The following is a 25619-nucleotide window of genomic DNA, read 5'->3' as shown; positions in this document are numbered from 1 at the left end:
TTGCGTTCTTGGTTGGTCACGGATGGCGTCGGCGACGTCATCGATGATTGCTGGAGGCAAATCCGAAGGTGAAGAGCAGCGCGAGCACCAGCACCAGGCCTTTGACGAAGTCCTGGGCGTAGTAGGGCGCATTGAGCATCGTCAGGCCGTTGAGCAGAGTGCCGACGAAGAGGGCGCCGATCGCGGTGCCGAACACGTTCGGTTTCTTGGCGCCGAGCACGGCGAAGCCGATCAGCGCCGCCGCGACCGAGTCGAGCAGCAACGAACTGCCCGACGAGACGTCGCCGCGACCGACACGGGCGGCGAGCAGCATGCCGCCGACCGAAGCGAAGCCGCCGGAAATCATGTAGGCGGCGATCTTGTAACGCTCGACCGGGGCCCCTGCGAGACGGGTCGCCTTCTCGTTGCCGCCGATCGCATAGAGGACGCGGCCGTAGCGCGAGCGCTCCATGAACACCCACAGGAGGATCGCAGCGACGATCATGACGATCACCGGCAACGGGATCAGGTCGAAGACGCGGTAGCGGCCGAGCGCCAGGAAGGTCTCGGTGAAGGAGCCCTGGGCCGAGCCGCCGCTCGGCAGGGTCATGCCCTTGGCGATCGAGCGGCCGCCGGTCGGGATCAGTTGCAGGCCGAGCAGCAGGAACATCATGCCGAGGGTGGCGAGCAGATCGGGAATCCGGCCCTTGACGATCAACATGCCGTTGGCGAAGCCGATCGCCAGTCCGAGAAACAGGCAGACGGCGATCGCCGGGAGCGTGCCGAGGTCGAGGATCACCATCACGTAGCTCGACGCCATCAGCGACATCGCCGCGGTCGAGCCGATCGACAGGTCGAAGCCGCCGATCGCCAGGGTCACGGTGACGCCGAGAGCGAGCAATGCCGTCACCGACACCGCCTGGAGGATCGAGAACATGTTGCGGGCGCTGCCGAAGGCCGGCTCGAGCCGCCAGAACACCACGATCATCACCGCGAGGATGACCAGGAGACCGAACTTGATGACGAAGTCCTTCAGCGAGAAGGAGACCCGTCGCGGTTCGGGCGCCGGCGACGTCTGGACGGAGGATGGGGTCTGCATGGGGAGTGCCTCTCGATCAAGCCAGGGTCGTCGCGGACTTCACGCTGGTCATCTGGTGGACCAGTCGATCGAGCGAGATGCCCTCGATCGAATGCGATCCGACGATCGAGAAGTCGCGCATCACCACGATGCGGTCGGCGATCTCGGTCGCCTCTTCCAGATCGGTACAGATGACCAGGGTGGCGCGCCCGTCGGCGGTCTCGCGCAGACGCCGTCCGATGTCCTGCCGAGCGCCGATGTCGACGCCTTGGAAAGGTTCGTCGAGCATCAGCAGGCGGCAGGGCTGCAGGAGCCAGCGTCCGAGCACGACCTTCTGCTGGTTGCCGCCGGACAGCGAAACGATCGGCGCGTCGGTCGACGCGCATTTGATGCCGAGATCGCCGGATTGCTTCTCCGCCGCCACCCGTTCGCGTTCGGGATCGACCAGCGTCAGGCGGGAGAAGACGGAGAGGAACGGCAGCGTCATGTTGTGACGGACCGAGAAGTCGACGACCAGCGAGCTGTTGCCGCGATCCTCCGGGGCCATGTGGACGCCGCGGGCGATGGCGTCGCCGGGATCGCGCGGCGCGTAGGGGGCATCGTCGAGCAGCACACGCCCGGAGACCGGCTTGCGGGTGCCGAACAGGCATTCCGCCAGTTCCGATTTGCCCGAGCCGATCAGCCCGGTCAGCACCACCACCTCGCCTTCGCAGAGATCGAGATCGAAGGGCTCGGCCCCCGGGCGCAGCACCACGTCGCGCAGCGCCATCGCGACGGGCCCGCCGGGCACCGCGACGCGGCCGCCGTCGGTGACGCTGTGCCCGATCATCGCGTGGATGATCGCATCGAAGTCGAACGGCGCGGCGAACTCGGCCCGCCAGCGGCCGTCGCGCATCACCACCGCGCGGTCGGCGAGGCGGCGGATGTCGGACATGCGATGGCTGATGTAGACGATGGCGACCCCACGGGACCGCAGGTCCTCGATGATCTCGAACAGCCGCGAGGCCTCGGATTCCGACAACGACGAGGTCGGCTCGTCGAGGATCAGGAGCTTGGGTTCGTGCGACAGGGCACGGGCGATGGCGACGAGTTGACGTTCGGCCTGGCCGAGTTCGCTCATCGCCCGCCCGAGCGGCAGGTCGAGACCGAGGATCGCCTGGATGTCCCGTGCCTGGGCATGGATGCGGTCGCGGCTCAGCATGCGCGGCCCGTCGGGGCGACAGATCTCGTCGAGCACCAGGTTTTCGGCGACGGACAATTGCTGGACGACACCGTCGTTGATCAGTTGGTGGACGGTGTGGATCCCGGCGGCCCGCGCTTCGAGCGGCGAGCGGAAGGCGACGGGGCGACCATCGATCTCGATGGTGCCGGAATCGGCCGGGTGCACGCCGCACAGGATCTTGATCAGCGTGGATTTGCCGGCGCCGTTGGCACCCATCAGCGCCAGCACTTCGCCGCGCCGGACGTCGAGGTCGACGGAGTCGACCGCCTGGGTGCTGCCGAAGCGCTTGGTCAGGCCGCGGACGCGAACGGCATCCACCGTGTCACTGTTCATGCCCCCGACCGCCTCCACGGATACACTGGCACGGAAGGTCTCTATCGGACCCGTTGCCGGCACCCTAGCGACGCCAGTTTCAATTGTCAAACGTTCTTGACAAATGACGAGAGCGGATCGAGAGTCGGGTCGACGTGGAGATTGTCGGCGTCCGTCGCACCATGCCCGAGCGGGCCGGTCGCGTCGGCGGACCGAATGCCGCACGACGCGGCTGTCCCGCGATGGAGGATGTCCCATGGTCCGCAACGAGAGCGCCCGTACCGGTGGCGCCGACTATCGTCCGATGAACGAGGCCAGTCTGCCCGCCTATCTCGCCGGCATTCCGGAAGTCGCCGACCGGCTCGGCGGAACCAGTGTCGATTGGACGGTCGCCGAGGTCGGCGACGGCAATCTCAATCTGGTGTTCATCGTCCGTGGCCCGACGGGCGTGCTGATCGTCAAGCAGGCGCTGCCCTATGTTCGACTGGTCGGCGATTCCTGGCCGCTGCCGCTCGATCGCTCCTACTACGAGACCCAGGCGCTGTTGACCCAGGGCCGCCATGCCCCCGGTCTGGTGCCGGTCGTCCACCATTTCGATGCGACCATGGCACTGGTGATCATGGAGTTCCTCACCCCCCATGTGATCATGCGCAAGGGGTTGATCGGCGGGGTCGAATATCCCCGCTTCGCCGCGACGCTCGCCGAATTCATGGCCCAGACGCTGTTCAAGACCTCCGATCTCTACCTGCCGGCGGCCGAGAAGAAGGCCCAGGTCGCGGTATTCTGCGCCAATACCGAGCTCTGCCGGATCACCGAGGATCTGGTGTTCACCGACCCCTACCGGATCGCCAAGCTCAACCATTGGACGACGCCGCAACTCGACGACATCGCCGCGGAGTTCCGGGTCGACGGGCCGCTCAAGGCGGCCGCGCAGGCGATGAAGCTCAAGTTCCTGTCGCAGACCGAAGCCCTGGTGCACGGCGATCTGCATTCCGGCTCGATCATGGCGACCGCCGACGACGTCCGCGTCATCGATCCGGAATTCGCCTTCTTCGGGCCGATGGGCTTCGACGTGGGCGCGCTGATCGGCAATCTGATCCTCGCCTATCTGTCGCAGGACGGTCACGCCACGGCGCAAGACCCGCGGATCGCCTATCGCGCCTGGATCCTGCGACAGATCGCCGAAGTCTGGACGCTGTTCGAGGCGCGCTTCATCGAGCTCTGGAACACCGAAGGCAAGGGCGACGCCTTCGTCGCCGAATTGTTCGCCGATGACGCCGGCCGGGCCGCGCTCGCCGTCGAGCAGAAGGCCTATATGCGGCGGCTGTTCGAAGACACCCTGGGCTTTGCCGGCTGCAAGATGATCCGCAGGATTCTCGGCCTCGCCCATGTCGCCGACTTCGAGACCATCGCCGATCCGGACGTCCGGGCCCGTGGCGAGCGCAAGGCGCTGCGCCTCGGTCGCCGGCTGGTCGTCGACCGTACCCGCTTCGCCGACGTCGATGCTCTGTGCGCCGCCGTCGTCGAAGCCGCCAAACAGGTGTGAACCCATGAAGATCTATGGAGAATCCCGCAGGACGATCTGGATCGCCGCCGACTCCTGGGGGGTCGAGGTGATCGACCAGACCCGGCTGCCGTTCGAGGTCGAGACCAAGGTGCTGCGCAGCATGGCGGCGGCGGCCGAGGCGATCCGCACCATGGTGGTGCGCGGAGCGCCGCTGATCGGCGCCACCGGTGCCTATGGCCTGGCACTGGCGATGCGCGAGGACCCGTCCGACGCCAACCTCGCCGAGGCCCATGCGACGCTGCTGGCGACCCGTCCGACCGCGGTCAATCTGCGCTGGGCACTCGACGACGTCGCCGGCCGCCTCGCGCCGATGGCGCCGTCGGAGCGGATGAGCGCGGCCTACCGCCGGGCTGCGGAAATCTGCGACGAGGACGTCGAGAGCTGCCGGTCGATCGGCCGCCACGGGCTCGAGATCATTCGCGGGCTGTGGGAGAAGAAGGGCAAGCCGGATCGTTTCGACGTGCTCACCCACTGCAACGCCGGCTGGCTCGCCACCATCGACTGGGGCACCGCGCTGGCGCCGATCTACATGGCCTATGAGGCCGGGATTCCGGTCCATGTCTGGGTCGACGAGACCCGGCCGCGCAACCAGGGCGCCAGCCTCACGGCCTTCGAGCTCGGCCAACACGGGGTCGACCACACGGTGATCGCCGACAACCTCGGCGGTCATCTGATGCAGCACGGGCAGGTCGACATGGCGATCGTCGGCTCCGACCGGACCACCGCCGCAGGCGACGTCTGCAACAAGATCGGCACTTATCTCAAGGCCTTGGCGGCGCACGACAACGGCGTGCCGTTCTATGCCGCGCTGCCCTACACGACGATCGACTGGTCGCTGTCGGACGGGGTCGAGGAGATCCCGATCGAGGAACGCGACGGGCGCGAATTGTCGCACATCACCGGCCGCACCGAGGACGGTTCGCTCGCCACCGTCGACATTCTGCCTCGCGGCAGTCGGGTGGCGAATTTCGGCTTCGACGTGACGCCGGCGCGGTTGGTCACCGGCCTGATCACCGAACGCGGCGTCTGCGCCGCATCGCGGGAGGGCCTGCGCGGGCTCTATCCGGAGGTCGCCGGCTGAGAGGCCGCCGACCGACTGCCGCTCGGCCCCTACCGCCGGCCGCGGCCTCGCCGCGACTCCCTTCCCCCTCGCGGGAGAAGGGAAGGTCGCGGCGGCGAGATCTCGAGCCGGCGCCCCGCGTCACCCGACCGGCGTCCCCGCCTGCGCGAAGATCACAGACGATTGAGGATGTTGCGCGCGGTCGGTTCGTCGGTGATCAGCGCCGTCGGCAGGCCGCCGCGCAGCGCGCCGAGGATCGCATCGGTCTTGTCGGGGCCACCGGCGACGGCGATACGGGTCGGGACCTTGAGGACGTCGTCGAGGGTGATGCCGATCATCCGGTCGTCCATGGTGCCGCGGATCCACTTGCCCTGAGCGTCGTAGAACCGCCCGGCGATCACCCCCACCGCCCCCTTGGCGATGAAGTATTTGCTCTCCTCGACGCTGATCAGGCCGCTGGCGAAGACCAGGCTGTTGGTCTTCACCGTGCAGATGCCGAACAGCAACTTGTTGCAGGAGCGGATGCGGGTGAACTGTTCCTGGATGGTCGGTTCGAGCAGCAGCGCGTCGCGCAGCGCAGCGCTCGAAAGCGACGCCGGGGCGTGCAGGTTGATCGAGCGGGCATGCAGCCGCCGGGCGATGAAGGCGACGCATTCTTCGGCGGTGAAGCCGTCGTAGGCGCCGCGTTGGCTGCCGATCACCTGCACGACGGACGACTCCGGCATGATCTTCTCGGGCAGGTTTTCGGCCAGCGCCAGCACGGTGTGGCCCCAGGCGACGCCGAGGACGTCGCCGTTCGACAGTTCCTGGTCGAGATACTGGGCACCGGCGCGGCCGATCCGTTCGGACGGGGGGCGCAGGCCGCCGTCCGACGGGATCACCATGCACTCGCCGAGGCCGAAGGCGGACTTCAGCCGTTGCGCCAGATCGATGGTGTTGAGCAGTTCGGGGCGGACCACGACCTTGACGTAGTGCTGTTCGCGAGCCTGTTGCAGGTAGTTGACCACGGTCGCCCGCGACACGCCCATCAGGTCGGCGATCTGGCTCTGGGTCATCTCGTCGTGGTGATAGAGCCAAGAGGCCCACAGCAGCGGATCGCATTGATATTCGCCCGGCCGCGGCGTCACGCTCGGTTTGGCGCCGCGATCGATCCGCGCGCTCAGTCCGCTGCTCTTCGTCCTCGTCGCCATGATCGGCCCGCCTCCCTCACCGTCGACCTTACAATTGACAGTGCTACATAACATAAGTATAGATTGGCCCTGTTGTCCAGATGTGGGGAGACGCGTCTTTCGACCGATCCTCGCCCGAACCGACGAGTTGGAAACGCCGATGTCCGCCTCTCTCCCGCTTCTGTCGCATCGCCCCCTGCGCGCCGAGATCATCGCGACCTGCCGACACATGAACGACATCGGAATCAACCAGGGGACGTCGGGCAACGTTTCCGTCCGCGTCGGTGATCGCATCCTGCTGACGCCGAGCGGCATTCCCTATGGCGACATGCGCGACGAGCAGATCGTCGAAATGACCTTCGACGGAACCTACTACGGGCCCTGTCGGCCGACCAGCGAATGGCGATTCCACCGCGACATCCTGGCGCGGCGTCCCGACATCGACACGATCATCCATACCCATTCGATGTTCTCCACGACCCTGTCGTGTCTGAGGCGCGACATTCCGGCGGTGCACTACATGATCGCCGCGGCGGGCGGCGATTCGATCCGCTGCGCCGACTATGCGACCTTCGGGTCGCAGGCGCTCTCCGACCATGCGCTGACCGCGCTGGAGGGCCGATACGCCTGCCTGCTCGCCAATCATGGGATGATCGTGTTGGGCGCCGATCTGAAGAAGGCGATGGCGCTGTTGGTCGAGGTCGAGACCATCGCCGCACAATATTGGCGTGCGCTGCAGGTCGGCGAGCCGGTGATCCTCGATTCCGAGGAGATGCGGCGGGTGATCGACCTGTTCAAGACCTACGGCCGCCAGGATGCCGCCGACGCCGGCCTGCGTCACGGCGGCCTGTCGGCGCCCGCGGTCGCCTGACGCAGCTTCCGACGCGATGGCGAAAGCCCGGGATCTCGGCGCATCCGCGTGCCGAGAGCCTGTCGATGTCGCGCGATCGCCCGGGCCCGACGATCGGGATCGCACCGGACTGCGGCCGCGCCCGAGGGTGTGGCGGGAGGCGTCGATGGGGCGTCGACCCGCGGTTTCGACGAGCGAGCGGGCGTCGTCCGAGAGCCCTCTCCTCCGCGCGCCTCGGACATCCCGACGGATCCGAAACTCGGCCCGGCGACGGAGGGGCGGCCTATCCCGGTCACCGGAGCCCGTTCGGCCTCAATTTCGACGGATGGGCAACGCTACTGCACCGGTTTGCGGAACTTGAGCACGAAGCGATCGCTTTCGCCGATCGCCTCGTATTTGGCTCGGTCGACGGCGCCCAGGCGGAACACCGGCGGCAGCGTCCAGACGCCGGCGGAATAGTCCTTGGTGTCCTTGGGGTTGGCGTTGACCTCCGAGCTGCCGGCGAATTCGAAGCCGACCCGTTCGGCCAGAGCGATGGTCCAGTCTTGGCGGACGTAGCCGCTCTTGGCTTCGGGATCCTGTGGTTGATCCGTGCGGCCGCGGTGTTCCTCGACGCCGAGCGTGCCGCCGGGCTTCAATGCCCTGAAGAACGTCCGAAACGCCGCCTCGTCTTCATGTTGTGCCATCCAATTGTGGACATTGCGGAAGGTGACGACCAGATCCGCGGTCGCGGCCGGAGCGATCTCATGCCGGTCGGCGCCGAACTCCGTCGTCGTCACGCGATCATAGAGACCGGGCGTCGCGGCGAGTTTCGCGGCGAATGCGGCATTGGACTTGAGCGTCTCCTCCGAAGCCCCGACCGTTTCGCCGACCGCCGCATAGTAGTGCCCCTTGTCGCGCAGGTAGGGCGCGAGGATCTCGGTCCAGTAGCCGCTGCCGCCCGGCCAGATTTCCACGACCGTCTGATCGTCCCTCAGGCCGAAGAAATGCAGAACCTCGTAGGGGTGTCGGAAGTTGTCCCGCGCGGCGGCGGCCGGTGTGCGCTGCGGTCCCTCCACCGACTGCTTCAGCTTCGCGTCGGGGACATCGTCGGCGCGCGCATGCGTGCCGGCGACGAGAAGGGCGACGACGGAGGCAATTCCGGCGGCGCGAACCAGCCGTGAGGCGTCGAACATCGGGATGGACCTCTGACGGTGAGCGGAAACGAGCAGATTGGGCGCTGCGATCGATCCCCGCAATGCATGAACGACGATTTCTCACGACCGCCGTCCGATCCTCGGCCGGCCTCACGCGCGGGCGATGCGGTCGAGGTGTCGGAAGAACGGGCGCTCGCGTTCCTCGGTCGCGATGTCGGCACCGAGGTCGAGCCCTTCGACGCCGGTCACGTCGATCACCCAGACCGCCGCGAGATCGACGTCGCCACGATCCGCTCGGAAGGCGGCGTAATGCGCCTGAAAGCGAGGGCCGGCGATCACGGCACGCTGCGGTCGGCCGCGGGCGGTGAAACGTCGTCCATCGGCGGCCACGACGACGACCGACACCGGCCGGTCGAACCAGATGGCACGAGTGAGATTACGCTGCGTCTTGGACGACTCCAGCGGTTCGAAGTAGAGCAGCGTGCCCCCGTCACCGGGGGCGATGAAGTCGGACACGGCCGGACGAGGGGTTCCGTCCTCGTCGGTCGTCACCAGGATCTTCAGTGTCGCCGGGGCGGCGATCAGGGCGTGGAATTCGGCCAACGACATGCGATGGGTTTCCTCAGAGCAGACGGGCGAGGTCGGTGTCGGGGTGATTGCCGCAGCGGCGATAGTCGTCGAAATCGATCGACAGACCGTATTTGACCCGCAGCCGGTGCAATCCACTCGCCAGGCGAATGTAGTAGTCGAGCGAGGGGGCGACCTGGTCGCGGAACTGCGAGCCGGGGCGCGGGACCCACACGGTGTGGATCGTCGTGACGCCGCGTTCGGCGAGATATTCGGCTTCCGACAGCGTCGCTTCGAGCGCTTCGCCCTCGCCTTGGAAGCCGAGAGGCCGCGCCAACTCGACGCCGCCGACGATGCCGGTGTTGACGTTGCCCCGACCGAAGATGTCGACCGCTCGGATCAGTCGATCGCGCCATTCGCGGTAGCCGACGTGCTTCGCCTTGCCGGGGCAGATCCACTCGAAGAGGCGTTCGTTCAGGACTTCGAGGTCGCTGGTGTAGCTGGTCAGGCCGGTCTCTTCCCACAGTCGCCGCAGTTGCTTCTCGTTGAAGGCCGAGGCGACGAGTTGGCTCGGGAACTTCTTCGTCGTGAAGTTCTCACCGATCGCCTGGAGGGTCTCGATGTAGTGGGAGACCTCCAGATCGAAGAGTTCCTCGCCCTTCAGCACCGAACCGCCCGTCAGGCAGAAGGTGGTGAATCGGCCCTTTTCCTTCAGAGCTTCCTTCACCGTCTCGGCGATGTCGCGCGCCCGCGGCCGCTCCGGCCGGTCGGAGAGGACTTCCCGTTGTTGCTTGGTGAAGTTGACGATGTCGCAGAATTGGCAACCGCCGTCGTCCTTGGCCCAGAAGTAGCAGAAGCTCGATTGGAAGATGTTGATCCGCTGCGGCCGCGCCTGAGCGATCAGGTTCATCGGCACGCCGGAACTGGTGGAGCGGTCGTAGAAGGCCGGCTTGTGCCAGAGCTCGACCTCTTCGAGCCGTTCGCCCTGATCGAACAGGAAGAGACGATCGTCGACGCGATCGACGACATAGGGGCCCCATTCGAGGGGCGCCGGATCGACGACGATCGACGTGCCGTCGCGCAGCAACAACGAATCCGGCAGAAGATAACGCACCTTCTCGTCGCGGGTTCCGAAGATGTTGGCACTGCGCAGTTGGTGCAGGGCCGGATCGACCAGTGTGAGGGCGCCATCGGTGTAATGGACACCGCGGCGTTGGACGTCGATCTTCAGGGCGATGAGGCGAGGAAAGTCCGGGTACTTCGCCCAGGCCTCGCGCAGCGTCGCCGTGTCGTCGAAATGCGTTCTCGTCAGGACGTAATTCATTCGGCAATCTCCGCTCGGTGCAGGGTCATCGGGTCGTCAGTTCGGAGGCGAAACCGTCGTCGAGAAAGGCCTCGACATCGACCGCCGCGCGGGTCAGCCCCTGTGAACGCAGGAAGGCTTCGGTCTTCTTCAACTCCGGCAGATACTCCGGGCGGAGCGCCGGATCGTAGTCGAACTTGGCGACCGAACCGGCGATCACCGCTACCGGCTGGTTGATCTCGGCCTTGAGGATTCCGATCGCCTGATCGCGGTTCTCGGCGAGGAAGGCGGCGGCGCGCCGATCTGCCCGCAGCACGGCACCGATCTCGGCACGATGGCCGGAGGCATAAGCCTCCCGGACGACGAAGGGGACGATCGAGTTCTTGGCTCCCTTGCCGTCCCTCAGGAGGCGCACGCCGCCGCGCTGCTCGAGCGCCGTGAGAATCGGTTCCCCGACCGCCGAGGCATCGACGTCGCCTTTGACCAGGACGTTGCCGAGGTCTCCCATCGGCAGGTTGACGAAGTCGAAGTCCTGGGCACCGATCCCCGCCTCGGCCAGAGCGGTGATGAGAAACTGGTGAATGGTCGTCCCTTTCTGGGTGGCGACCTTCTTTCCCTTCAGTTCGGCGACCGAGTGGATCGGAGAATCGGACCGGACCAAGAGGGAGACGGAGTTCCACCCCGAGGATGCGATACCGACGGCACGGGTCTGGAGCCCTGCCGACCTGCCGATCAAGGCCGGCGTGTCGCCGTAGGCGACGATGTCGATCTGGCCGGCGGCGAGCGCCTCGTTCATCGGCGGCCCCGCCTGGAAGGAGACCCACTCGATGGTCGTCGACGCGCGGCCGGCCTTGCGCAGTTCCTCCTCGACGAAGCCCTTCTGCTTGGCCAGCAACAACGGAGCGTCGAAGGTCGTCGGCGTGGTGCCGATCCGGATCGATTCCGCCGTCGCGGCTGCCGCCAGAGACAACAGTGCGGTGCAGGCCAGCACCAGGGAGGTGAGGAAACGCATGGGGGAACCTCGATGGGTCAGTGATGAGTGAAGAATCGGTGATGGATTTCGCGACGCAGCGCGACGAAGACGGGATCGGCGCGATCTCTGGGGCGCGGGAGTTCGACCTCCATGCGGGCGACGACGCGCCCGGGACGGTCGGACAGAACGACCACTTGGTCGCCCAAATAGATCGCCTCCTCGATGTCGTGCGTGACGACGATCATCGTCACGTTCCGCGCCGCCCTGAGCCGCAGCACCTCGTCCTGCATGCGCAGCCGGGTGAGAGCGTCGAGAGCCCCGAAGGGTTCGTCGAGGAGGAGGACCTGGGGGTCGTGCGACAGGGCACGCGCGAGGGCGACGCGCTGCGCCATTCCGCCGGAGAGTTGGTCGGGATAGGCATCGGCAGAGGTGGTGAGGCCGACCAGATCCAACTGCGCCTCGACCCGCGCCCGCCGTTCGGTCGGAGAGAGGCGATGGAGCGCGAACGCCACGTTGTCGGCGACCGTCATCCAGGGAACCAGGCGATGATCCTGGAAGACCAGACCGCGATCCAGTCCGGCACCGACGATCGGACGCCCCCCGACCGAGGCTTCGCCGGAGTAGTCACGCTCGAGTCCGCCGATGATGCGCAGGAGCGTACTCTTGCCGCAGCCGCTGGCTCCGATGATGCAGGTGACGCCGCCGCTCGGAACGGCGAGGCTGACATCCGTGAGCACCGTCGTGTCGATCCCTCCGGGTCCGAGGAAGGACTTGGAGACGTGACGCAGGTCCACCGGGGCGCTCATGGCTCAGTACCCTGCGAAGGTGGTGCGCCAACGGATCAGCCGTCGCTCGACGACGCGAAGCCCGTCGTCGCTCAGTTTGCCGACGACGCCGAGCGTGAGCATTCCGGCGAGAACCAGGTCGACCTGAGAGAGTTCGCGCCCGTCCATGATCAGGTAGCCGAGGCCTTTCGAAGCGGCGATCAACTCCGCAGCGACGACGCACATCCAGGAATAGGCGAAGCCCAGACGGAGGCCGGTCATGATCTGCGGCAGGGCACTCGGGATCAGAATTTTACGGACGAAATCGCCACGACCGACCTCCAGGACACGGGCCAATTCGACGAAGCGGCGATCGACTTGCCGCAAGGCTTCGACGGTGCTGACGAGGATCGGGAAGAAGGCACCCAGGACGATGATGAAGACCTTCGCCTGTTCGCCGATGCCGAACCACAGGATGGCCAGCGGAATCCAGGCGATCGGCGGGATCGGCTTCAAGACCTGGATCAGCAGGTCCGCCAAGCGGGTGACCGGCGGAAAGACGGCCATCGCCAAGCCGATCGCAAAGGCGGTCGTCGCGGCGATCGAGAAACCCTGCGAGACCCTCAGAAAGCTGGCACCCACATGGCGGAGAAGCTGACCCGAGGCGATCAACTGATAGAGCGTCTCGGCCACCCGGAGAGGCGAAGGCATGAGGAACGGCTCGACCCACCCGATCGAGGTCACGATTTGCCAGATGGCCAACAACGCGACCGGAAGCGCCAACCGTGCCGCATACGACATCACGGAAACGCGCGATCGAGGCCCGGTACGTGGGGTGGGGAGCGCCTCTACGATCGCTTGACTCATGAGATGACCAATTACTCTATTTTTCCGATCGATTATGATAATTATCATCGGCGAGCGCTGTCAAACCCTGCGGGTCGGTAGATCCGCGTAGAAAATGCTGCGTCTCCTCACACCGTTCCCGCAGTCCCGGCTTTCCCGGGCATGCGAACATCGTAAATGCGCGGTCCCGAGAACAGATCTCCAGATTCACCGGCATATTTGGATCAAGGAATTTCGCGCGACGGCCCTCGCCCTCATGAACCCTGCCGTACCCCCCGCATTTCGGTCCATCGGACGCAGGATTCCGGCCCGTTGAAAGGACCGGTGCGCCGCGAGATGGCGGACCTGTTCCACGTCGATCGACGGCCGGCGGCCCTCGTCGACGCCTGCGGCCTTCGCTCTGGCGATGCCGCCCATCTGGTGTTCACGGCGGATCGAGGGGTCTCCAGTGTCGCTCCGGCGAAACCCATGCACGCTTGGCATCCCGAGTAAGCGCGGGACATGCATTACGCACCTACTGATTGCATCAATTCGGGTTGGCTCGCCTACGCACCGCGGCGGCGGACTTGCCCCTGCTGCCGCATCGTTCGGCGCCGCCCCGACGCGAGCCCGCGCCGCGCCCTCGTGAAACGGAATTTTCAAAAATTTGCGCGACCGGCGCCGGCGTTGGGGTGTGCCGGCGGCGTCGTGCGGGGAAATCACCCTTTCTCGGCAGAGATTTGGACGGCGTCGGACAGCGCTCGGACGGCGCGGCGGCGTAAGCCGTTGAATTCATGAGGTTTGAACGGCGTCGACAGGGTGGCGGCGCATCTTGGAGAGCGCATTGAAAGGAGAAATCGAAAGTGCAGGAAAATCAGCGCGCTACACCCCTCTGCAGGGGCGGCGAAAATGCCGAACAGGGGTCGGGTTCCGAGTCGACGCCGAAGGTCTCCGAATATTCGAACAGAGGTTTAGAATTTCAGGGGCTGGAGGGCATTTCCGGGCCGTCTCCGGGTGCCCAAAACGGGGCGCCGGAACTCTCGGTTTCGGAACACGCCTCGTGCCGGCCCCCACGAGGTCCGTTCCCGTGCTCACCGAGCGCTTCCTTGGCGAAGCGCCGATCGGAAGCTGGTCGAGCCGGCCAAATAAAAACAAAATCAAATAGTTGAATGGTGCCCCAGGCCGGACTCGAACCAGCACGCTCTCTCGAGCAACAGATTTTGAGTCTGCCGCGTCTACCATTTCGCCACTGGGGCAGCGCGGCGCGCATATTAGCCGGGAGCGCCCGCGCGTCAACGGCCGCGCCGACGATCGTCGCCGACCGCCCGGGGAACCACCCGGGACCGCCCCATGCCCGGTCGCTCCGAACCCGACGGTATCGCCCCCCTTCCCCGGCCGCCCGGTCCCGCCAGTGCCGTCCTCCTTCCCCCGGCCGCGCCCCACCACCCGTCCGAGGCGCGCGCCCGTTCACTTCGCCGCGAGATCGCAGGCGCGCAGGGTGGACGGCGACCGGTGGCTCGGCTACATCCCGGAGCGTGAACCGACGCCCGCGCCCCGCCCGGTTCCCGCGCCGCGGAGCTTTCGGCCGCCGCGTCCCACCGCCCGGCTCCGCGCCCCGATCGTGCGACCCCGCCCCCCGAGGATCCATGCTGAGACGCCTCTACGACTGGACCCTGTCGCTCGCCGCCCGCAAGGGTGCCGAAGTATGGCTGGCGGTGATCGCCTTCATCGAGAGCTCGGTGTTCCTGGTGCCGGCCGACGTGCTGTTCCTGCCGATGGCGCTGGCCCGGCCGGAGCGCGCCTATCGCTATGCGCTGATCGCCACCGTCGCCTCGGTCGCCGGCGGCATCGCCGGCTGGATGCTCGGTTACTACGCCTTCGACGCCCTGGCGGTGCCGATCCTGCAGTTCTACGGCAAGCTCGAGGCCTTCGAGCGGCTGCGCGTCGCCTGGGGCGATTCGGTGCTGCTGCTCCTGATCACCTCCGGTCTCGCCCACCTGCCGCCGATCAAGGTGGTGACCATCCTGTCGGGCGCGGTGAAGGTCGACCTGTGGCTGTTCGTCATCTCGGCGATCGCCGCCCGCGGCGCCCGCTTCTTCGCCCTCGCCTGGGCGCTGAAGCGCTGGGGCGAGCCGATTCGCCACTTCATCGAAAATCGCCTCGGTCAGATCGCCGGCCTCGCCGCCGCCGCGATCATCGTCCTCTATGTCGCGGTGCGCGCCTTCGCCTGAGGCGACGGCGCGAACGGGAGAATGGCTTCGATGCCCACCTTCGGACTGGAACGCCCGCGCGCCACCGTCGCCGGGCTCCTCGCGCTGGCCGCCGTCGCGATCGTCGCCACCGCCTGGGGCTTCGAACTGATCGGCGGCTTCATCCCCTGCAAGCTCTGCCTCGAACAGCGCGAGCCCTATTATCTCGGCGCCGTCGTCGCCGCCGTCGCCTTTGCCTCGGAGCGCTTCGGCGGCCCGGCGCTCGTCGCCCGCCTCGCCTTTCTGGTCCTCGCCGGCCTGTTCGCCTGGGGCCTGTCGGTGGCGATCTATCAGGCCGGCGCCGAATGGGCCTTCTGGCCGGGGCCGACCGACTGCGGCGCGGTGCGCGGCGTCAGCGTGCCGATGAACGCTTCCGACCTGCTCGGCAGCCTGGAGAAGACCCACATCGTCGACTGCACCAAGGCGCAGATCCGCATCCTCGGCCTGTCCTTCGCCGGCTGGAACGTCCCGACCTCGCTCGGCCTGATCGCCGTGTCGCTGATCGGCTTCGCGCTGCCGCGCCGCACCGCCGCCTGAGGTCGACCCGCGACGATCGGCCGGCGCGCGACGGGGCGACGCAGCCGCCGCGACGGCCTATTCTCGGACCTCGCCCCGTCCCGGAGGCTGCCGCGATGACCTTCGCGAAAACGGTCCCGCTGATCCTCGCCCTGTCCGCCGCCCTGTGGCCGGCCGCCGCCCGCGCCGAACGGCCGACCCGCCACCCTTGCGTCACCGCCACCCGTGCCGCCGCCGACGGCCCCCTGCGCCGCACCGTCTGCGGCACCGGCGCTGCCGCAGTGTGGCTGTTCGACGGCGGCAGGGAGGCCTCGCAGGATCCGCGCTTCGCCTTCGGCTGGCGCGATGCCGAGGGATTGCCGGCCTTCGACGACGACGAAGCGATCCCCGAAGCCCCCGAGACCGTGCTGGTGCGCCGCGCCGACGGCGCCACCGTCGCAGTGTTCGGCGCCCATGCCTGGCGCACCGCGACGATGCACGCCAACCACGCCTTCTTCGAACCGGTGTGGTCGAAGCATCGGCGGTGGCTGTGGGTCGGCGGATCGGAGCGCTATTTCGCCGATTCGATCGACGTCGTGCATTTCTCGCCCGACGGCGACCGGGTCGCGGTCGGCCGGCTGCGCGACGCGGTGATCGGCCCGATCGAGCGGGATTTCGCGACGCGCGGCATCGTCGGCGACTTCGGCCCGACCTTGCCGGAGTCGCTGCGGATCGACGACGACGGCCGGGTCACCGCCGAGGTCCACTTCTGGGCCCGCGTCACCGGCGGCCCGGATCGGATCTACGACGTGGCGTTCCGGCTCGCCGAAACGCGCGGCGCGGTCGTCGTCACCGGCCTGACCTTTCGCTGGCGCGGCGCAGCGCCGGAGTGAGCCGGGGCGGCGGACGCGCCGCGCCCCTGCCCCCTGCCGCGAGACCCGACGTCGTCCCGGCCGCTCACGGCTCCAGTTCGGTGTCCCAGTAGAGGTAGTCGAGCCAGCTGTCGTGCAGGAAGTTGGGCGGGAAATGGCGCCCGGCGTCGTGCAGGTCGTGGACCGTCGGGCGCCACGGCAGATGATGGGGGTGCATCCCGACCTCGCGCCAGCCCTTGTCGGCCTTGCGCAGGTTGCACGGGGAACAGGCGGTCAGCACGTTCTCCCAGGTGGTCTGGCCGCCGCGCGAGCGCGGGATCAGGTGATCGAAGGTCAGATCCTCGCGCGACCCGCAGTACTGGCACTGGAAGCGATCGCGCAGGAACACGTTGAACCGGGTGAAGGCGGGATTGCGCGACGGCTTCACATAGGTCTTCAGCGACACCACCGACGGCAGCCGCATCGCGAATCGCGGCGAGCGGACCTCGATGTCGTAGTTCTGGACGATGTTGACCCGGTCCATGAACACCGCCTTGATGGCGTCCTGCCAGGACCACAGGGACAGCGGATAGTAGCTGAGCGGGCGGAAATCGGCGTTGAGGACGAGGGCCGGGTGCGACCTGGGCTGGACGGGGACGTGGATCGTCAAGACGCGCTCCTCGTATCGGCTCCGACGACGGAGACGCTGACGCGTGCGGTCCCTTTCCCGGTTCGAGGCGGCGGCGGGACCGCGAGCGCCAACGAACGTCGCGGATATTCTACAGGCCTCGTGTCGAACTTGTGAAGCTCGCCGTGAGCCCGGCGCCGATCACGTCGCGACCCCCTCGCGGCCGGCCCGGCGGGCGGCGTAATAGGCCCAGAACAGACGCGCCGCGACGCTCCGCCAGGGCTGCCAGGCCAGGGCGATCGCTCGGCATTCGGCCTCCGACGGACGCAGCTCGGCGCCCAGCGCCTCGCCGACCGCTTGCCGCAGCGCCAGATCGCCGGCCGGCCAGACGTCGGGATGACCGGCGCAGAAGAGCAGGAAGACCTCGGCCGTCCACGGCCCGATCCCCTTGATCAGGACCAGCTTTTCGATGGCCTCTGCGGCGTCGTGATCGGCCACCGCGGCGAGGTCGAGCCCTTCCTCGCAGGCCGCGGCGATCGCCCGCAGCGTCCGCACCTTGCCCGCCGACAGGCCGGCGCCGCGCAGCGTCGCGTCATCGTGGGACGCGATCGTCGCCGCCGTCACCGGGCGGTCGATCCCCGCGCCGAGCGTCGCCTCGAGCTTGGCCCAGATCGACGTCGCCGCCGCCGCCGAGACCTGCTGGGCGACGACGATTCGCGCCAGACCCTCGAATCCCGGGGGCCGGCGGCGCAGCGGCACGCTGCCGGCGAGGTCGATCACCGGCCCGAGTCGCGAATCGATCCGCCGCAGTTCGGCGAGCCCGAGGGCCACGTGTTCGTCGGTTTCGATCGGCCGCATCATGCCTCCCGCGGCGCCGCCGGCGCCTCACCCGCAGCATAGGCGGATTTGCGCCCGCGCAAAGGGCTGCCGCGCGGTCCGGCCGCCGCCCGCGTTGCCGCCGAGGTCCGGGCCGGTCTAAAAGGAATGCCCACCCGAGCCCGAACCGCCCATGCCGCAGCCGGTCTTCCGCTTCGCGCCGAGCCCCAACGGCGCCCTCCACCTCGGCCACGCCCTGTCGGCGCTGCTCGACCATGCCCTGGCGCGCGCTTGCGGCGGCCGCTTCCTGCTGCGCCTCGAGGACGTCGACCCGACCCGCTGCCGTCCCGAGTTCGAACGCGCCATTCTCGACGATCTCGCCTGGCTCGGCCTCGACTGGGACGGCGAGGTCCGCCGCCAGTCCGAGCATCTCGCCGAACACCGCGCCGCCCTCGCCCGGCTGGAGGCCGAGGGGCTGGTCTATCCGAGCCGGGTCACCCGCGGAGCGCTCAAGGCCCTGGTCGCCGCCGCCGAGGCCGCCGGCACGCCCTGGCCGCACGATCCCGACGGCGCCCCCTGGCCACCGCCGCGCGGCGCCCCGTTCGCCACCGTCGACGGCGAGCCGCCGGCCCTGCGCCTCGACACCGCGGCGGCGCTGGCCCGCAGTGGCCCGCTCGACTGGATCGAGACCGGCGGCGAGACGCCGGGGGTGGCACGCCGGGTCACCGCCGATCCCGCCGCCTGGGGCGATCCGATCCTGGCGCGCAAGGAAATGCCGTCGAGCTATCATCTCGCGGTGGTGGTCGACGATGCCGCCCAAGGAGTGACCCATGTGGTGCGCGGCGCCGATCTCTATCGCGCCACCGACGTCCACCGCCTGCTCCAGGACCGCCTCGGGCTGCCGGCGCCGATCTATCACCACCACGAACTGATCCGCGACGGACAGGGCCGCAAACTGTCGAAGTCGGCGTCCGACACCGCACTCGCCGCGCTGCGCGCCGACGGTGCCACCCCCGACGACGTTCGCGCCCTGATCGACTGGCCGGCCCGCGAAGCCGACATTCCGCGGCTTAGCCGAGTCTTAAGGGACGCCCGCTAAGGTCGGTTCCGGTTCCCACCGGAGCGCGACCATGTCCGCCTTCGATCCACCCCTCGCGCCGCTGCCGCCCCTGCCGCTCGCCGGCCTGCGAGTCCTGGCGGTCGAGGATCATGCCATCGGCCGGATGCTGCTCGAGGCGATGCTCGGCGGCTTCGGCGTCGTCGCCACGCTGGTCGGCACCGGCGAGGAGGCCCGCCGGACCGCCGCAGTCGGCGTGTTCGACGTGGTGTTGATCGACCTCGGCCTGCCCGACATCCCCGGCGACCGGCTCGCCGTCGAGCTCGCCCAGAGCCCCGGTTGTCGCGACGCGGCGATCATCGCCGTCACCGGGCGCGAACGTCCGACCCAACTGCCCGACGTGTTCCGCTCCTGGCTGCAGAAACCCTTCTCGGGGCGCGAGTTGCACGACCATCTCACCGCCGCCGCGCCGGTCCACGCCGTCCGCCGGGCCTGATCAGCGCGACAGCGGTCGCCCGTCGACGATCAGCACCGACCGCCCGCCGTTGCCGTCGAATCGCCAATTCGCGACCTTGCCGTCGAACAGCTTGCGCCAGCCGCTCCCCGCCGCCTGCCACACCTGCAACAGGCAGCGCTCGCCCTCGCAATAGGGTTCGTGCGCGCCGCCGCACAACGCGCGGGAATAGTCGAGCACCACGTCCGGCCGCCCGTCGCCGTCGACGTCGCGGCGCAGGACGAAGCCGACGTCGTAGCCGGTCGAGGTCTCGCAATAGGCGTGCTCGGTGGCGACGATCTCGCCGGCCAGCGCCTTGGGCAGATCTTCCGCCGCGGCGGTCGCGATCGACGCGATCAGCATCGCCGTGAGGATCATAGCCTGCCGGACCATGGGAACACCCTTTCGAGAGGCCGCGCAGCCGCGACGGAGCGCCCCGGGGAGGGGCCTGCGCGCGGATCTTCGCGCCGACATCGTCAATTTAATCTTAACATCAGGTTTCCCGACGCGATCGACCTGAGAAACGCGTCAGCGGCGAAGACTTGTGTATGCTTTTCGAATTCCGTCCTTCTCGACGCCGCCCCATCCTCTCGATTTCCGCGGCCGTCGACTATCGCCGAGGTGAGCCCGTCATGCTCCGTACTCTCGCTCTCGCCGTCGTCGTCCTCGCCGGCCTGTTCGGCCTCGTCGCTCCGGCCTCCGCCGCCGTCGAAGCGCGCATCCACATCGCCACCCAGCGCATGGAAGTGATCGTCGACGGCGCCACCACCGGCGTCTACGCCGTGTCGACCGGCAAACGCGGCCATCGCACCCCGATGGGCGTGTTCACGCCGCAGCGGATGCACGAGAAGTACCGCTCGCACACCTATCACAACGCCCGCATGCCCAATTCGATCTTCTTCGTCGGTGGCGTCGCGCTGCACGGTACCGACGACCTGCGCCATCTCGGCCGCCCCGCCTCGCACGGCTGCGTCCGCCTCCACCCGCAGGTCGCCGCCGGATTGTTCGATCTGGTGAAGAGCCACGGCATGAAGACCACCCGCATCGTCGTAACCGACTAGAGCAGCGCTCGGGAGCAAGTTCTCGTCGATCAGGTCGGTTCGACCCGATCGGAACGTGCTCCGAGCGGCCCGTCGCTCCCCGCCTCGGCGCGTGCGTCCTCGCGGAAGAAGCGGCGGATCACCTTGCCGGTGGTGGTCATCGGGATCTCGTCGACGAAGGCGATCTCGCGCGGATATTCGTGCGCCGACAGCCGTTCGCGGACATGGGCGCGGATCGCTTCGGCCAGCGCCGGCGACGCTTCGACGCCGTCGCGGAGTTTGACATAGGCCTTGACGATCTCGGTGCGCAGCCGGTCGGGCTTGCCGACCACCGCCGCAAAACCCACCGCCGGATGGCCGATCAGGCAGTCCTCGATCTCCGCCGGGCCGATGCGATAGCCCGACGAGGTGATCAGGTCGTCGTCGCGCCCGACGAAGGTGACGTAGCCGTCGTCGTCGGCGATGCCCTGGTCGCCGGTCATCAGCCAGTCGCCGCGGAACTTCGCCGCGGTCGCCGCCGGCTGGTTCCAATAGCCGAGGAACATCACCGGATCGGGCCGCGCCACGGCGATCTGCCCGACCTCGCCCGGACGCACCGGCGCCCCATCCGGCCCGAGCAGAGCCACCCGGTGGCCGGGCACCGGACGCCCGATCGCCCCGGCCCGCGACACCCCGAGCCCGGCCGCCGAGCCGAGCACCAGATTGCATTCGGTCTGGCCGTACCACTCGTTGATCGCCACGCCGAGCGCCGAACGGCCCCACTCCCAGGTCTCCCGCCCCAGCGCCTCGCCGGCCGAGGCGACGCTGCGCAGGCTCAGGCCCTTCCGCGCAGCCGGCGTGCCGCTGCGCATCATCTTCAGCGCGGTCGGCGGCAGGAACACGTTGCGCACCCCGAGATCGATAATCGACCGCACCGCCCGGTCGGGATCGAAGCGACCCCCGCGTCCGGCCACCACCGGCACGCCGAAGGCCAGCGCCGGCAAGAGCGCGTTGAGCAGGCCGCCAGCCCAGGCCCAGTCGGCCGGGGTCCACATCAGATCGCCGGGGGCGGGCAGGAACTCGTGGGCGAGCTGCACCCCCGGCAGATGGCCGAGCAACACCCGGTGGCCGTGCAGCGCGCCCTTGGGCAGGCCGGTAGTGCCGGAGGTGTAGATCATCAGCGCCGGGTCGTCCGGCCCGGTCGTCACGGGCGTGAAGGCATCGGAGGCCCGCGCCGTCGCCGCCGCCAGATCCTCGCCGTGAGCGCCGGGCCCGTCGACGCACCAGATCGTCTCGAGGCTCGGCAGACGATCGGCGAGCGCCGCGATCTTGGCCGCGCCGGCATGATGGGTGATGACCGCCCGCACTCCGGCGTCGCCGAGCCGATGGTCGAGCGCCTCGACCCCGAACACTTCGGCGAGCGGCAGCGCCACCGCGGCCAGCGCATAGACCGCGAGATGGGCGATCACCGTGTCGGGCGACTGCGGCAGGAGGATCGCCACCCGGTCGCCGCGGCCGATCCCGGTCGCCGCCAGAACGTTGGAAAGACGATGGACGGCGAGCGACAGGCGCCGGTAGGACCACACCTCGATCCGCCCCTCGTCGCGCGCGTCGACGATCGCCGGCGCGTCGGGGCTCGCCGCCGCGCGACGTTCGCAGACTTCCACGGCGATGTTGTAAGTGGTCGGGCGCGGCCAGCGGAACTCCGCGGCGATCTCGTCCCAACTCTTCGCCCGCGGCAGCATCCGATCCTCCCGAGATCCGTCCCGGAACTATCGGCGATCACACCGCACTGCACAATCCGACCAACGGCGGCGATCCGCGGGTCGCGGCGGCGGATGGGCGACGTCTGGCGAGAGGCGTCGCCCGACCGGCGCGATCAGGCCACGTCGAGGTAGTTTTCGCCCTTGCAGCCGCACACCGGGCAGGAATCGGGGGCGTCGCCGATCACCGTGTGGCCGCAGTGCGGGCACACCCGCGCGGTCTCGGCGCCGAGATCGGTGCCGGTCTTCAGCGCCGCCAGGGCCTGCGCGAACAGATCGAAATGGACCTTCTCGACCTCCAGCGCATAGCGCATCGAGCGCATTGCCCGCTTGTCACCGGCCGCGGTGGCCCGCTCCAGCATCGGCGGATACATCTCGGTGAATTCGTGCTGCTCGCCGCCCTGGGCTTCGGTCAGGTTGTCGAGCGTGCTCTTGACCCCGCCCATCGCCCGGAGATGCGCCAGAGCATGGATCGTCTCGGCGGCGGCCACCGCCCGGAACAGCTTGGCCACGCCGGGAAAGCCGTCGGTGACCGCCTGCTCGCCATAGGCGAGATACTTGCGGTTGGCTTGGGATTCGCCGGCGAAGGCTTCCTTCAGGTCGTCGGTGGTGCTCATTTCGAGTCCTTCTGATCGCTCGGTGGCCGTCGTCCGGCGTGGACCTCCCGGCGACGCCACCGCGCCGCACCTTATCCGCTGGAGCGGGGCCGCTTCATCCGAGTTTCCCCCTAGACGCCGGGGCGATCGGGCTCGAACCGCTCCGGGCCCCCCGGTCCGGTTCGGTCAATGACGGATCGGCAGCCGGGGGCACCGCCGGACCGTTCGACGACGGACGGCGACATCCGAACCCCCTGGAAATTGCCGCTTTTCGCAATCGGAACGTCCGGGGCGGTGGGCTCGGGTCCTGCTGCGGCCGGCGATCTACGCCGCGAAGATCGCGTCGCCGCTCTTGAAGCCGAGCGCCGGGTGGGGATCGAACCGGACCACGCCGACCGGAATCCCGTCTCCGGCGGCCCGGCAGATCTCGGCGACGCCCTGGTTGCCAAAACCGGCGCAGAGTTCGATCGCCACCACGCCCTTGGCCACCAGATCGGTCACGGCGGCGACGGCGGCGGCGTAATTCGCGACGCCGACGACGTGGAGATGCACGATCGGCGTCTCGATCAGGGCGGCGTGCGTCCGGGCATCGGCCTCGGGGGCGAGGAAGATGAAGGCGGCTTGGATCGACATGGCGGGTTCTCCGGGATCGGGCCGATGGCGGCGAACCGCCGCCCGGCCGCTCAGGGCGCGTGGATCGGACGACCGGCCGCGACCAGGGCGGCTTCGGCGATGGCCTCGGCGATCGTCGGATGGGCATGAATGGTCGCGGCGACGTCGTCGAGCGTCGCGTCCAGGGTGAGGCCGAGCCCGGCTTCGCCGATCAGATCGGTGGCGCGCGGCCCGATCACGTGGACGCCGAGGATCTGCCGGTACTTCCGCTCGGCGATCACCTTCACCAGACCGTCGCCGGCGTTCATGATCAGGCTCTTGCCGTTGGCGGCGAGCGGGAACCGGCCGACCACCACGTCGAGCCCTTTGGCGCGCGCCTCCTTTTCGCTCATCCCGACCCAGGCGATCTCCGGCCGCGTGTAGATCGCCCCGGGCACGGCGGCGACGGCATGCGCACCGGCGACCCCCATGATCGACTCCGCCGCTTCCAGCCCCTGATGCGAGGCGAGGTGGGCGAGCATGATCGGCGCGGTGCAGTCGCCGATCGCCCAGACGTGGGGCAGGCTGGTCCGCAGATCGCGCCCGGTGACGATCCGCCGACGGTCGAGGCCGACGCCGGCGCGCTCCAGCCCGAGGCCGTCGGTGGCCGGGCGCCGGCCGGTGGCGACCAGGACCTTCTCGGCGACCACGGTGAAGGGTTTCGGTCCGGCGATCGCCACCGCGTAGCCGTCGGCCTGCGCCGTCACGCCGGCGACCGCGACCCCGGTGTGGACGGCGACGCCGAGCGCCTTCAGCCGCGCCCGCACCACGGCGACCAGATCGTCGTCGACGTTGGCCAGGATCCCCGGCAGGGCCTCGACGATCGTCACCTGGGTGCCGAATGCGGCGTGGACGAAGGCCAATTCGACCCCGATCACCCCGCCGCCGACCACCACCAGCGAGCGCGGCAGCCGATCGAAGGCCAGCGCCTCGGTCGAGGTGGCAATGCCCGGCAGATCGAAGCCGGGCACCGGCGGCAGCGCCGGTTCCGAGCCGGTGGCGACGACGAAGGCCTCGGCGGTGAGCGCCGAGGTGGTCCCGTCGGGCGCGGTGATCTCCAGCGTCGTCGGGCCGGTGAAGGCGGCCCGGCCGGCGATCACCTCGACCCCGTGTTTCTTCATCAGAAAACCGACGCCGCCGGTCAGCCGCGCGACGGTGGCGTCCTTGCGCCGCATCAACGCCGCCCAGTCGAGCCGGCGGCCGTCGACGGCGATGCCGAAGGTCGCCGCCTCGCCGATCTCGGCCCACAGTTCGGCGGCGTGCAGGAGCACCTTGGTCGGAATGCAGCCGCGATTGAGGCAGGTCCCGCCGAGCATGTCCTTTTCGATCAGGGTCACCGCGGCGCCCAGTTGGGCGAGCCGGATCGCCGCCACATAGCCGCCGGGGCCGCCCCCGATCACCGCCACCCGCTTCTTGCTCATGCCGGTTCTCTCTTCTGGCGGACGAATCAGACCACCGCCGCGATCGGATTGGCGAGGAGGGCCTCGAAGGCGGCGAGGAACTTCGCCGCCGGCGCGCCGTCGACCACGCGATGGTCGTGGGACAGCGAGAACCCGGTCAGCGGCCGGATCTCCACCCGGCCGTCGACGGCGACCGGCGTGTCGACGGTACGGCCGACGCCGAGGATCGCCACCTGCGGCAGGGGGACGATCGGCGTGAAGTGGTCGACCGAGCCGAAAACCCCTTCGTTGCTGATCGTGAAGGTGGCGCCGACGAGGTCCGCCTCGACCAGAGTGCGGGTCCGCGCCTTGGCCGCCAGCGCCTTGGTGTCGGCGGCGATCTCGTCGATCGACCGGCGGTCGGCGGCGCGGATCACCGGCACCACCAGCCCGTCGTCGACGGCGATCGCCAGCCCCATGTCGACGTCGCGCAGGATCTGCAGCTCGTGCCCGTCGAACACGGCGTTGAGTTCGGGCACCCGGACCAACGCCCGGGCGGTGATCCGGATCAGGAGATCGGTCAGGGACACGCGCCGCTCGGCGTCGCGGTCGCGATTGATCCGGGCGCGCAGGTCGAGCAGCGCCGACACGTCGATCGCCGCGTGCTGGGTGACCAGCGGCACCGCCGCCCAACTCGCGGCCATCGCCGTGCCGATCGCCTTGCGCATGCCGACGTAGGCCACCCGGCGCAGCACGGCGTTGCCGCCGGGCGCCGCCGGAGCGGGCGGCTCGGCCGGCGTCGCGGGCGCCGCCGCCG

General features: G+C 68.6%; 26 protein-coding genes and 1 tRNA gene. 9 read left to right on the top strand and 18 right to left on the bottom strand.

Annotation, left to right across the window (positions count from 1 at the left end):
• Window positions 1–37 precede the first annotated feature (37 nt).
• Together EYW49_RS14285 and EYW49_RS14280 are read right to left on the bottom strand one after the other, a co-directional pair.
• Entirely contained in the window at window positions 38–1078 is a 1041-nt protein-coding gene (locus EYW49_RS14285; RefSeq protein WP_131310265.1) for an ABC transporter permease, read from the bottom strand.
• 16 nt (window positions 1079–1094) lie between these two features.
• A complete protein-coding gene (locus tag EYW49_RS14280) occupies window positions 1095–2612 on the bottom strand; it encodes a sugar ABC transporter ATP-binding protein (RefSeq protein ID WP_131310264.1) in 1518 nt (505 codons plus the stop codon).
• Window positions 2613–2847: 235 nt separating this feature from the next.
• On the opposite strand from EYW49_RS14280, the gene mtnK reads away from it, so the two are divergent.
• Window positions 2848–4137: an S-methyl-5-thioribose kinase gene (gene mtnK, locus EYW49_RS14275; protein ID WP_131310263.1), complete on the top strand. Its 1290-nt coding sequence runs from the start codon at window positions 2848–2850 to the stop codon at window positions 4135–4137.
• A gap of 4 nt (window positions 4138–4141) precedes the next feature.
• Entirely contained in the window at window positions 4142–5239 is a 1098-nt protein-coding gene (gene mtnA, locus EYW49_RS14270; RefSeq protein ID WP_131310262.1) for an S-methyl-5-thioribose-1-phosphate isomerase, read from the top strand.
• 152 nt (window positions 5240–5391) lie between these two features.
• On the opposite strand, the gene EYW49_RS14265 is transcribed toward mtnA, so the two are convergent.
• Window positions 5392–6408 carry a sugar-binding transcriptional regulator gene (locus EYW49_RS14265; RefSeq protein ID WP_165498261.1) on the bottom strand — a complete coding sequence of 339 codons (1017 nt, stop codon included), beginning with the start codon at window positions 6406–6408 and terminating at the stop codon, window positions 5392–5394.
• 160 nt (window positions 6409–6568) lie between these two features.
• Here EYW49_RS14265 and EYW49_RS14260 point away from each other — a divergent pair, with 160 nt between their 5' ends.
• Window positions 6569–7258: a class II aldolase/adducin family protein gene (locus EYW49_RS14260; protein ID WP_206365477.1), complete on the top strand. Its 690-nt coding sequence runs from the start codon at window positions 6569–6571 to the stop codon at window positions 7256–7258.
• A gap of 314 nt (window positions 7259–7572) precedes the next feature.
• On the opposite strand, the gene EYW49_RS14255 is transcribed toward EYW49_RS14260, so the two are convergent.
• The 7 genes from EYW49_RS14255 to EYW49_RS14225 all read right to left on the bottom strand — a co-directional run bounded on the left by EYW49_RS14255 (window position 7573) and on the right by EYW49_RS14225 (window position 14061).
• Window positions 7573–8412 (bottom strand): class I SAM-dependent methyltransferase, encoded by an 840-nt coding sequence (locus tag EYW49_RS14255; protein WP_206365474.1) that lies wholly within the window; start codon window positions 8410–8412, stop codon window positions 7573–7575.
• A gap of 111 nt (window positions 8413–8523) precedes the next feature.
• A complete protein-coding gene (locus tag EYW49_RS14250; protein ID WP_131310259.1) occupies window positions 8524–8925 on the bottom strand; it encodes a hypothetical protein in 402 nt (133 codons plus the stop codon).
• A 70-nt stretch (window positions 8926–8995) separates the two neighbouring features.
• Window positions 8996–10264, bottom strand: coding sequence for a radical SAM protein (locus tag EYW49_RS14245; protein WP_131310258.1), 1269 nt, complete (start codon window positions 10262–10264; stop codon window positions 8996–8998).
• A gap of 25 nt (window positions 10265–10289) precedes the next feature.
• Window positions 10290–11255, bottom strand: a complete 966-nt coding sequence (locus tag EYW49_RS14240) for an aliphatic sulfonate ABC transporter substrate-binding protein (protein ID WP_131310257.1) — start codon at window positions 11253–11255, stop codon at window positions 10290–10292.
• A gap of 17 nt (window positions 11256–11272) precedes the next feature.
• Window positions 11273–12022 carry an ABC transporter ATP-binding protein gene (locus EYW49_RS14235; protein ID WP_131310256.1) on the bottom strand — a complete coding sequence of 250 codons (750 nt, stop codon included), beginning with the start codon at window positions 12020–12022 and terminating at the stop codon, window positions 11273–11275.
• Between the two features lie 3 nt (window positions 12023–12025).
• Window positions 12026–12847 (bottom strand): ABC transporter permease, encoded by an 822-nt coding sequence (locus tag EYW49_RS14230; protein WP_165498260.1) that lies wholly within the window; start codon window positions 12845–12847, stop codon window positions 12026–12028.
• A 1128-nt stretch (window positions 12848–13975) separates the two neighbouring features.
• A tRNA-Leu gene (locus tag EYW49_RS14225) sits at window positions 13976–14061 on the bottom strand.
• A 390-nt stretch (window positions 14062–14451) separates the two neighbouring features.
• Here EYW49_RS14225 and EYW49_RS14220 point away from each other — a divergent pair.
• The 3 genes from EYW49_RS14220 to EYW49_RS14210 all read left to right on the top strand — a co-directional run bounded on the left by EYW49_RS14220 (window position 14452) and on the right by EYW49_RS14210 (window position 16442).
• Window positions 14452–15036, top strand: a complete 585-nt coding sequence (locus tag EYW49_RS14220) for a YqaA family protein (RefSeq protein WP_131310254.1) — start codon at window positions 14452–14454, stop codon at window positions 15034–15036.
• 30 nt (window positions 15037–15066) lie between these two features.
• Window positions 15067–15591, top strand: coding sequence for a disulfide bond formation protein B (locus EYW49_RS14215; protein ID WP_131310253.1), 525 nt, complete (start codon window positions 15067–15069; stop codon window positions 15589–15591).
• A gap of 95 nt (window positions 15592–15686) precedes the next feature.
• Complete coding sequence (locus tag EYW49_RS14210; protein WP_131310252.1) at window positions 15687–16442, top strand: hypothetical protein; 756 nt, start codon at window positions 15687–15689, stop codon at window positions 16440–16442.
• 64 nt (window positions 16443–16506) lie between these two features.
• Here EYW49_RS14210 and EYW49_RS14205 read toward each other — a convergent pair whose 3' ends face one another.
• A complete protein-coding gene (locus EYW49_RS14205; RefSeq protein WP_131310251.1) occupies window positions 16507–17070 on the bottom strand; it encodes an HNH endonuclease in 564 nt (187 codons plus the stop codon).
• 159 nt (window positions 17071–17229) lie between these two features.
• A complete protein-coding gene (locus EYW49_RS14200; RefSeq protein ID WP_131310250.1) occupies window positions 17230–17886 on the bottom strand; it encodes a DNA-3-methyladenine glycosylase family protein in 657 nt (218 codons plus the stop codon).
• Window positions 17887–18037: 151 nt separating this feature from the next.
• Between EYW49_RS14200 and gluQRS the strand changes: the two genes are divergently transcribed.
• Together gluQRS and EYW49_RS14190 are read left to right on the top strand one after the other, a co-directional pair.
• A complete protein-coding gene (gluQRS, locus tag EYW49_RS14195) occupies window positions 18038–18943 on the top strand; it encodes a tRNA glutamyl-Q(34) synthetase GluQRS (protein WP_131310249.1) in 906 nt (301 codons plus the stop codon).
• Between the two features lie 31 nt (window positions 18944–18974).
• Window positions 18975–19397 carry a response regulator gene (locus EYW49_RS14190; RefSeq protein WP_131310248.1) on the top strand — a complete coding sequence of 141 codons (423 nt, stop codon included), beginning with the start codon at window positions 18975–18977 and terminating at the stop codon, window positions 19395–19397.
• Here the strand turns inward: EYW49_RS14190 and EYW49_RS14185 are convergent, their stop codons facing one another.
• Window positions 19398–19787: a hypothetical protein gene (locus tag EYW49_RS14185; protein WP_131310247.1), complete on the bottom strand. Its 390-nt coding sequence runs from the start codon at window positions 19785–19787 to the stop codon at window positions 19398–19400.
• A 239-nt stretch (window positions 19788–20026) separates the two neighbouring features.
• Here EYW49_RS14185 and EYW49_RS14180 point away from each other — a divergent pair, with 239 nt between their 5' ends.
• Entirely contained in the window at window positions 20027–20455 is a 429-nt protein-coding gene (locus EYW49_RS14180) for a L,D-transpeptidase (protein WP_131310246.1), read from the top strand.
• A 29-nt stretch (window positions 20456–20484) separates the two neighbouring features.
• Here the strand turns inward: EYW49_RS14180 and EYW49_RS14175 are convergent, their stop codons facing one another.
• From EYW49_RS14175 to EYW49_RS14155, 5 genes are all read right to left on the bottom strand, one after another.
• Window positions 20485–22158, bottom strand: a complete 1674-nt coding sequence (locus EYW49_RS14175) for an AMP-binding protein (RefSeq protein ID WP_131310245.1) — start codon at window positions 22156–22158, stop codon at window positions 20485–20487.
• 134 nt (window positions 22159–22292) lie between these two features.
• Window positions 22293–22793, bottom strand: coding sequence for a rubrerythrin family protein (locus EYW49_RS14170; RefSeq protein WP_131310244.1), 501 nt, complete (start codon window positions 22791–22793; stop codon window positions 22293–22295).
• Between the two features lie 303 nt (window positions 22794–23096).
• Window positions 23097–23405 carry a DUF6506 family protein gene (locus tag EYW49_RS14165; RefSeq protein ID WP_131310243.1) on the bottom strand — a complete coding sequence of 103 codons (309 nt, stop codon included), beginning with the start codon at window positions 23403–23405 and terminating at the stop codon, window positions 23097–23099.
• Window positions 23406–23455: 50 nt separating this feature from the next.
• Window positions 23456–24844, bottom strand: a complete 1389-nt coding sequence (gene lpdA, locus EYW49_RS14160) for a dihydrolipoyl dehydrogenase (protein ID WP_131310242.1) — start codon at window positions 24842–24844, stop codon at window positions 23456–23458.
• 26 nt (window positions 24845–24870) lie between these two features.
• The coding region (locus EYW49_RS14155) for a 2-oxo acid dehydrogenase subunit E2 (protein WP_165498259.1) at window positions 24871–25619 on the bottom strand (749 nt) is incomplete at its 5' end.

The sequence above is a fragment of the Siculibacillus lacustris genome, from assembly GCF_004328075.1.
GTDB classification, from domain to species: Bacteria; Pseudomonadota; Alphaproteobacteria; order Rhizobiales; family Ancalomicrobiaceae; genus Siculibacillus; species Siculibacillus lacustris.
This window is presented reverse-complemented; position numbering and strand designations above follow the sequence as displayed.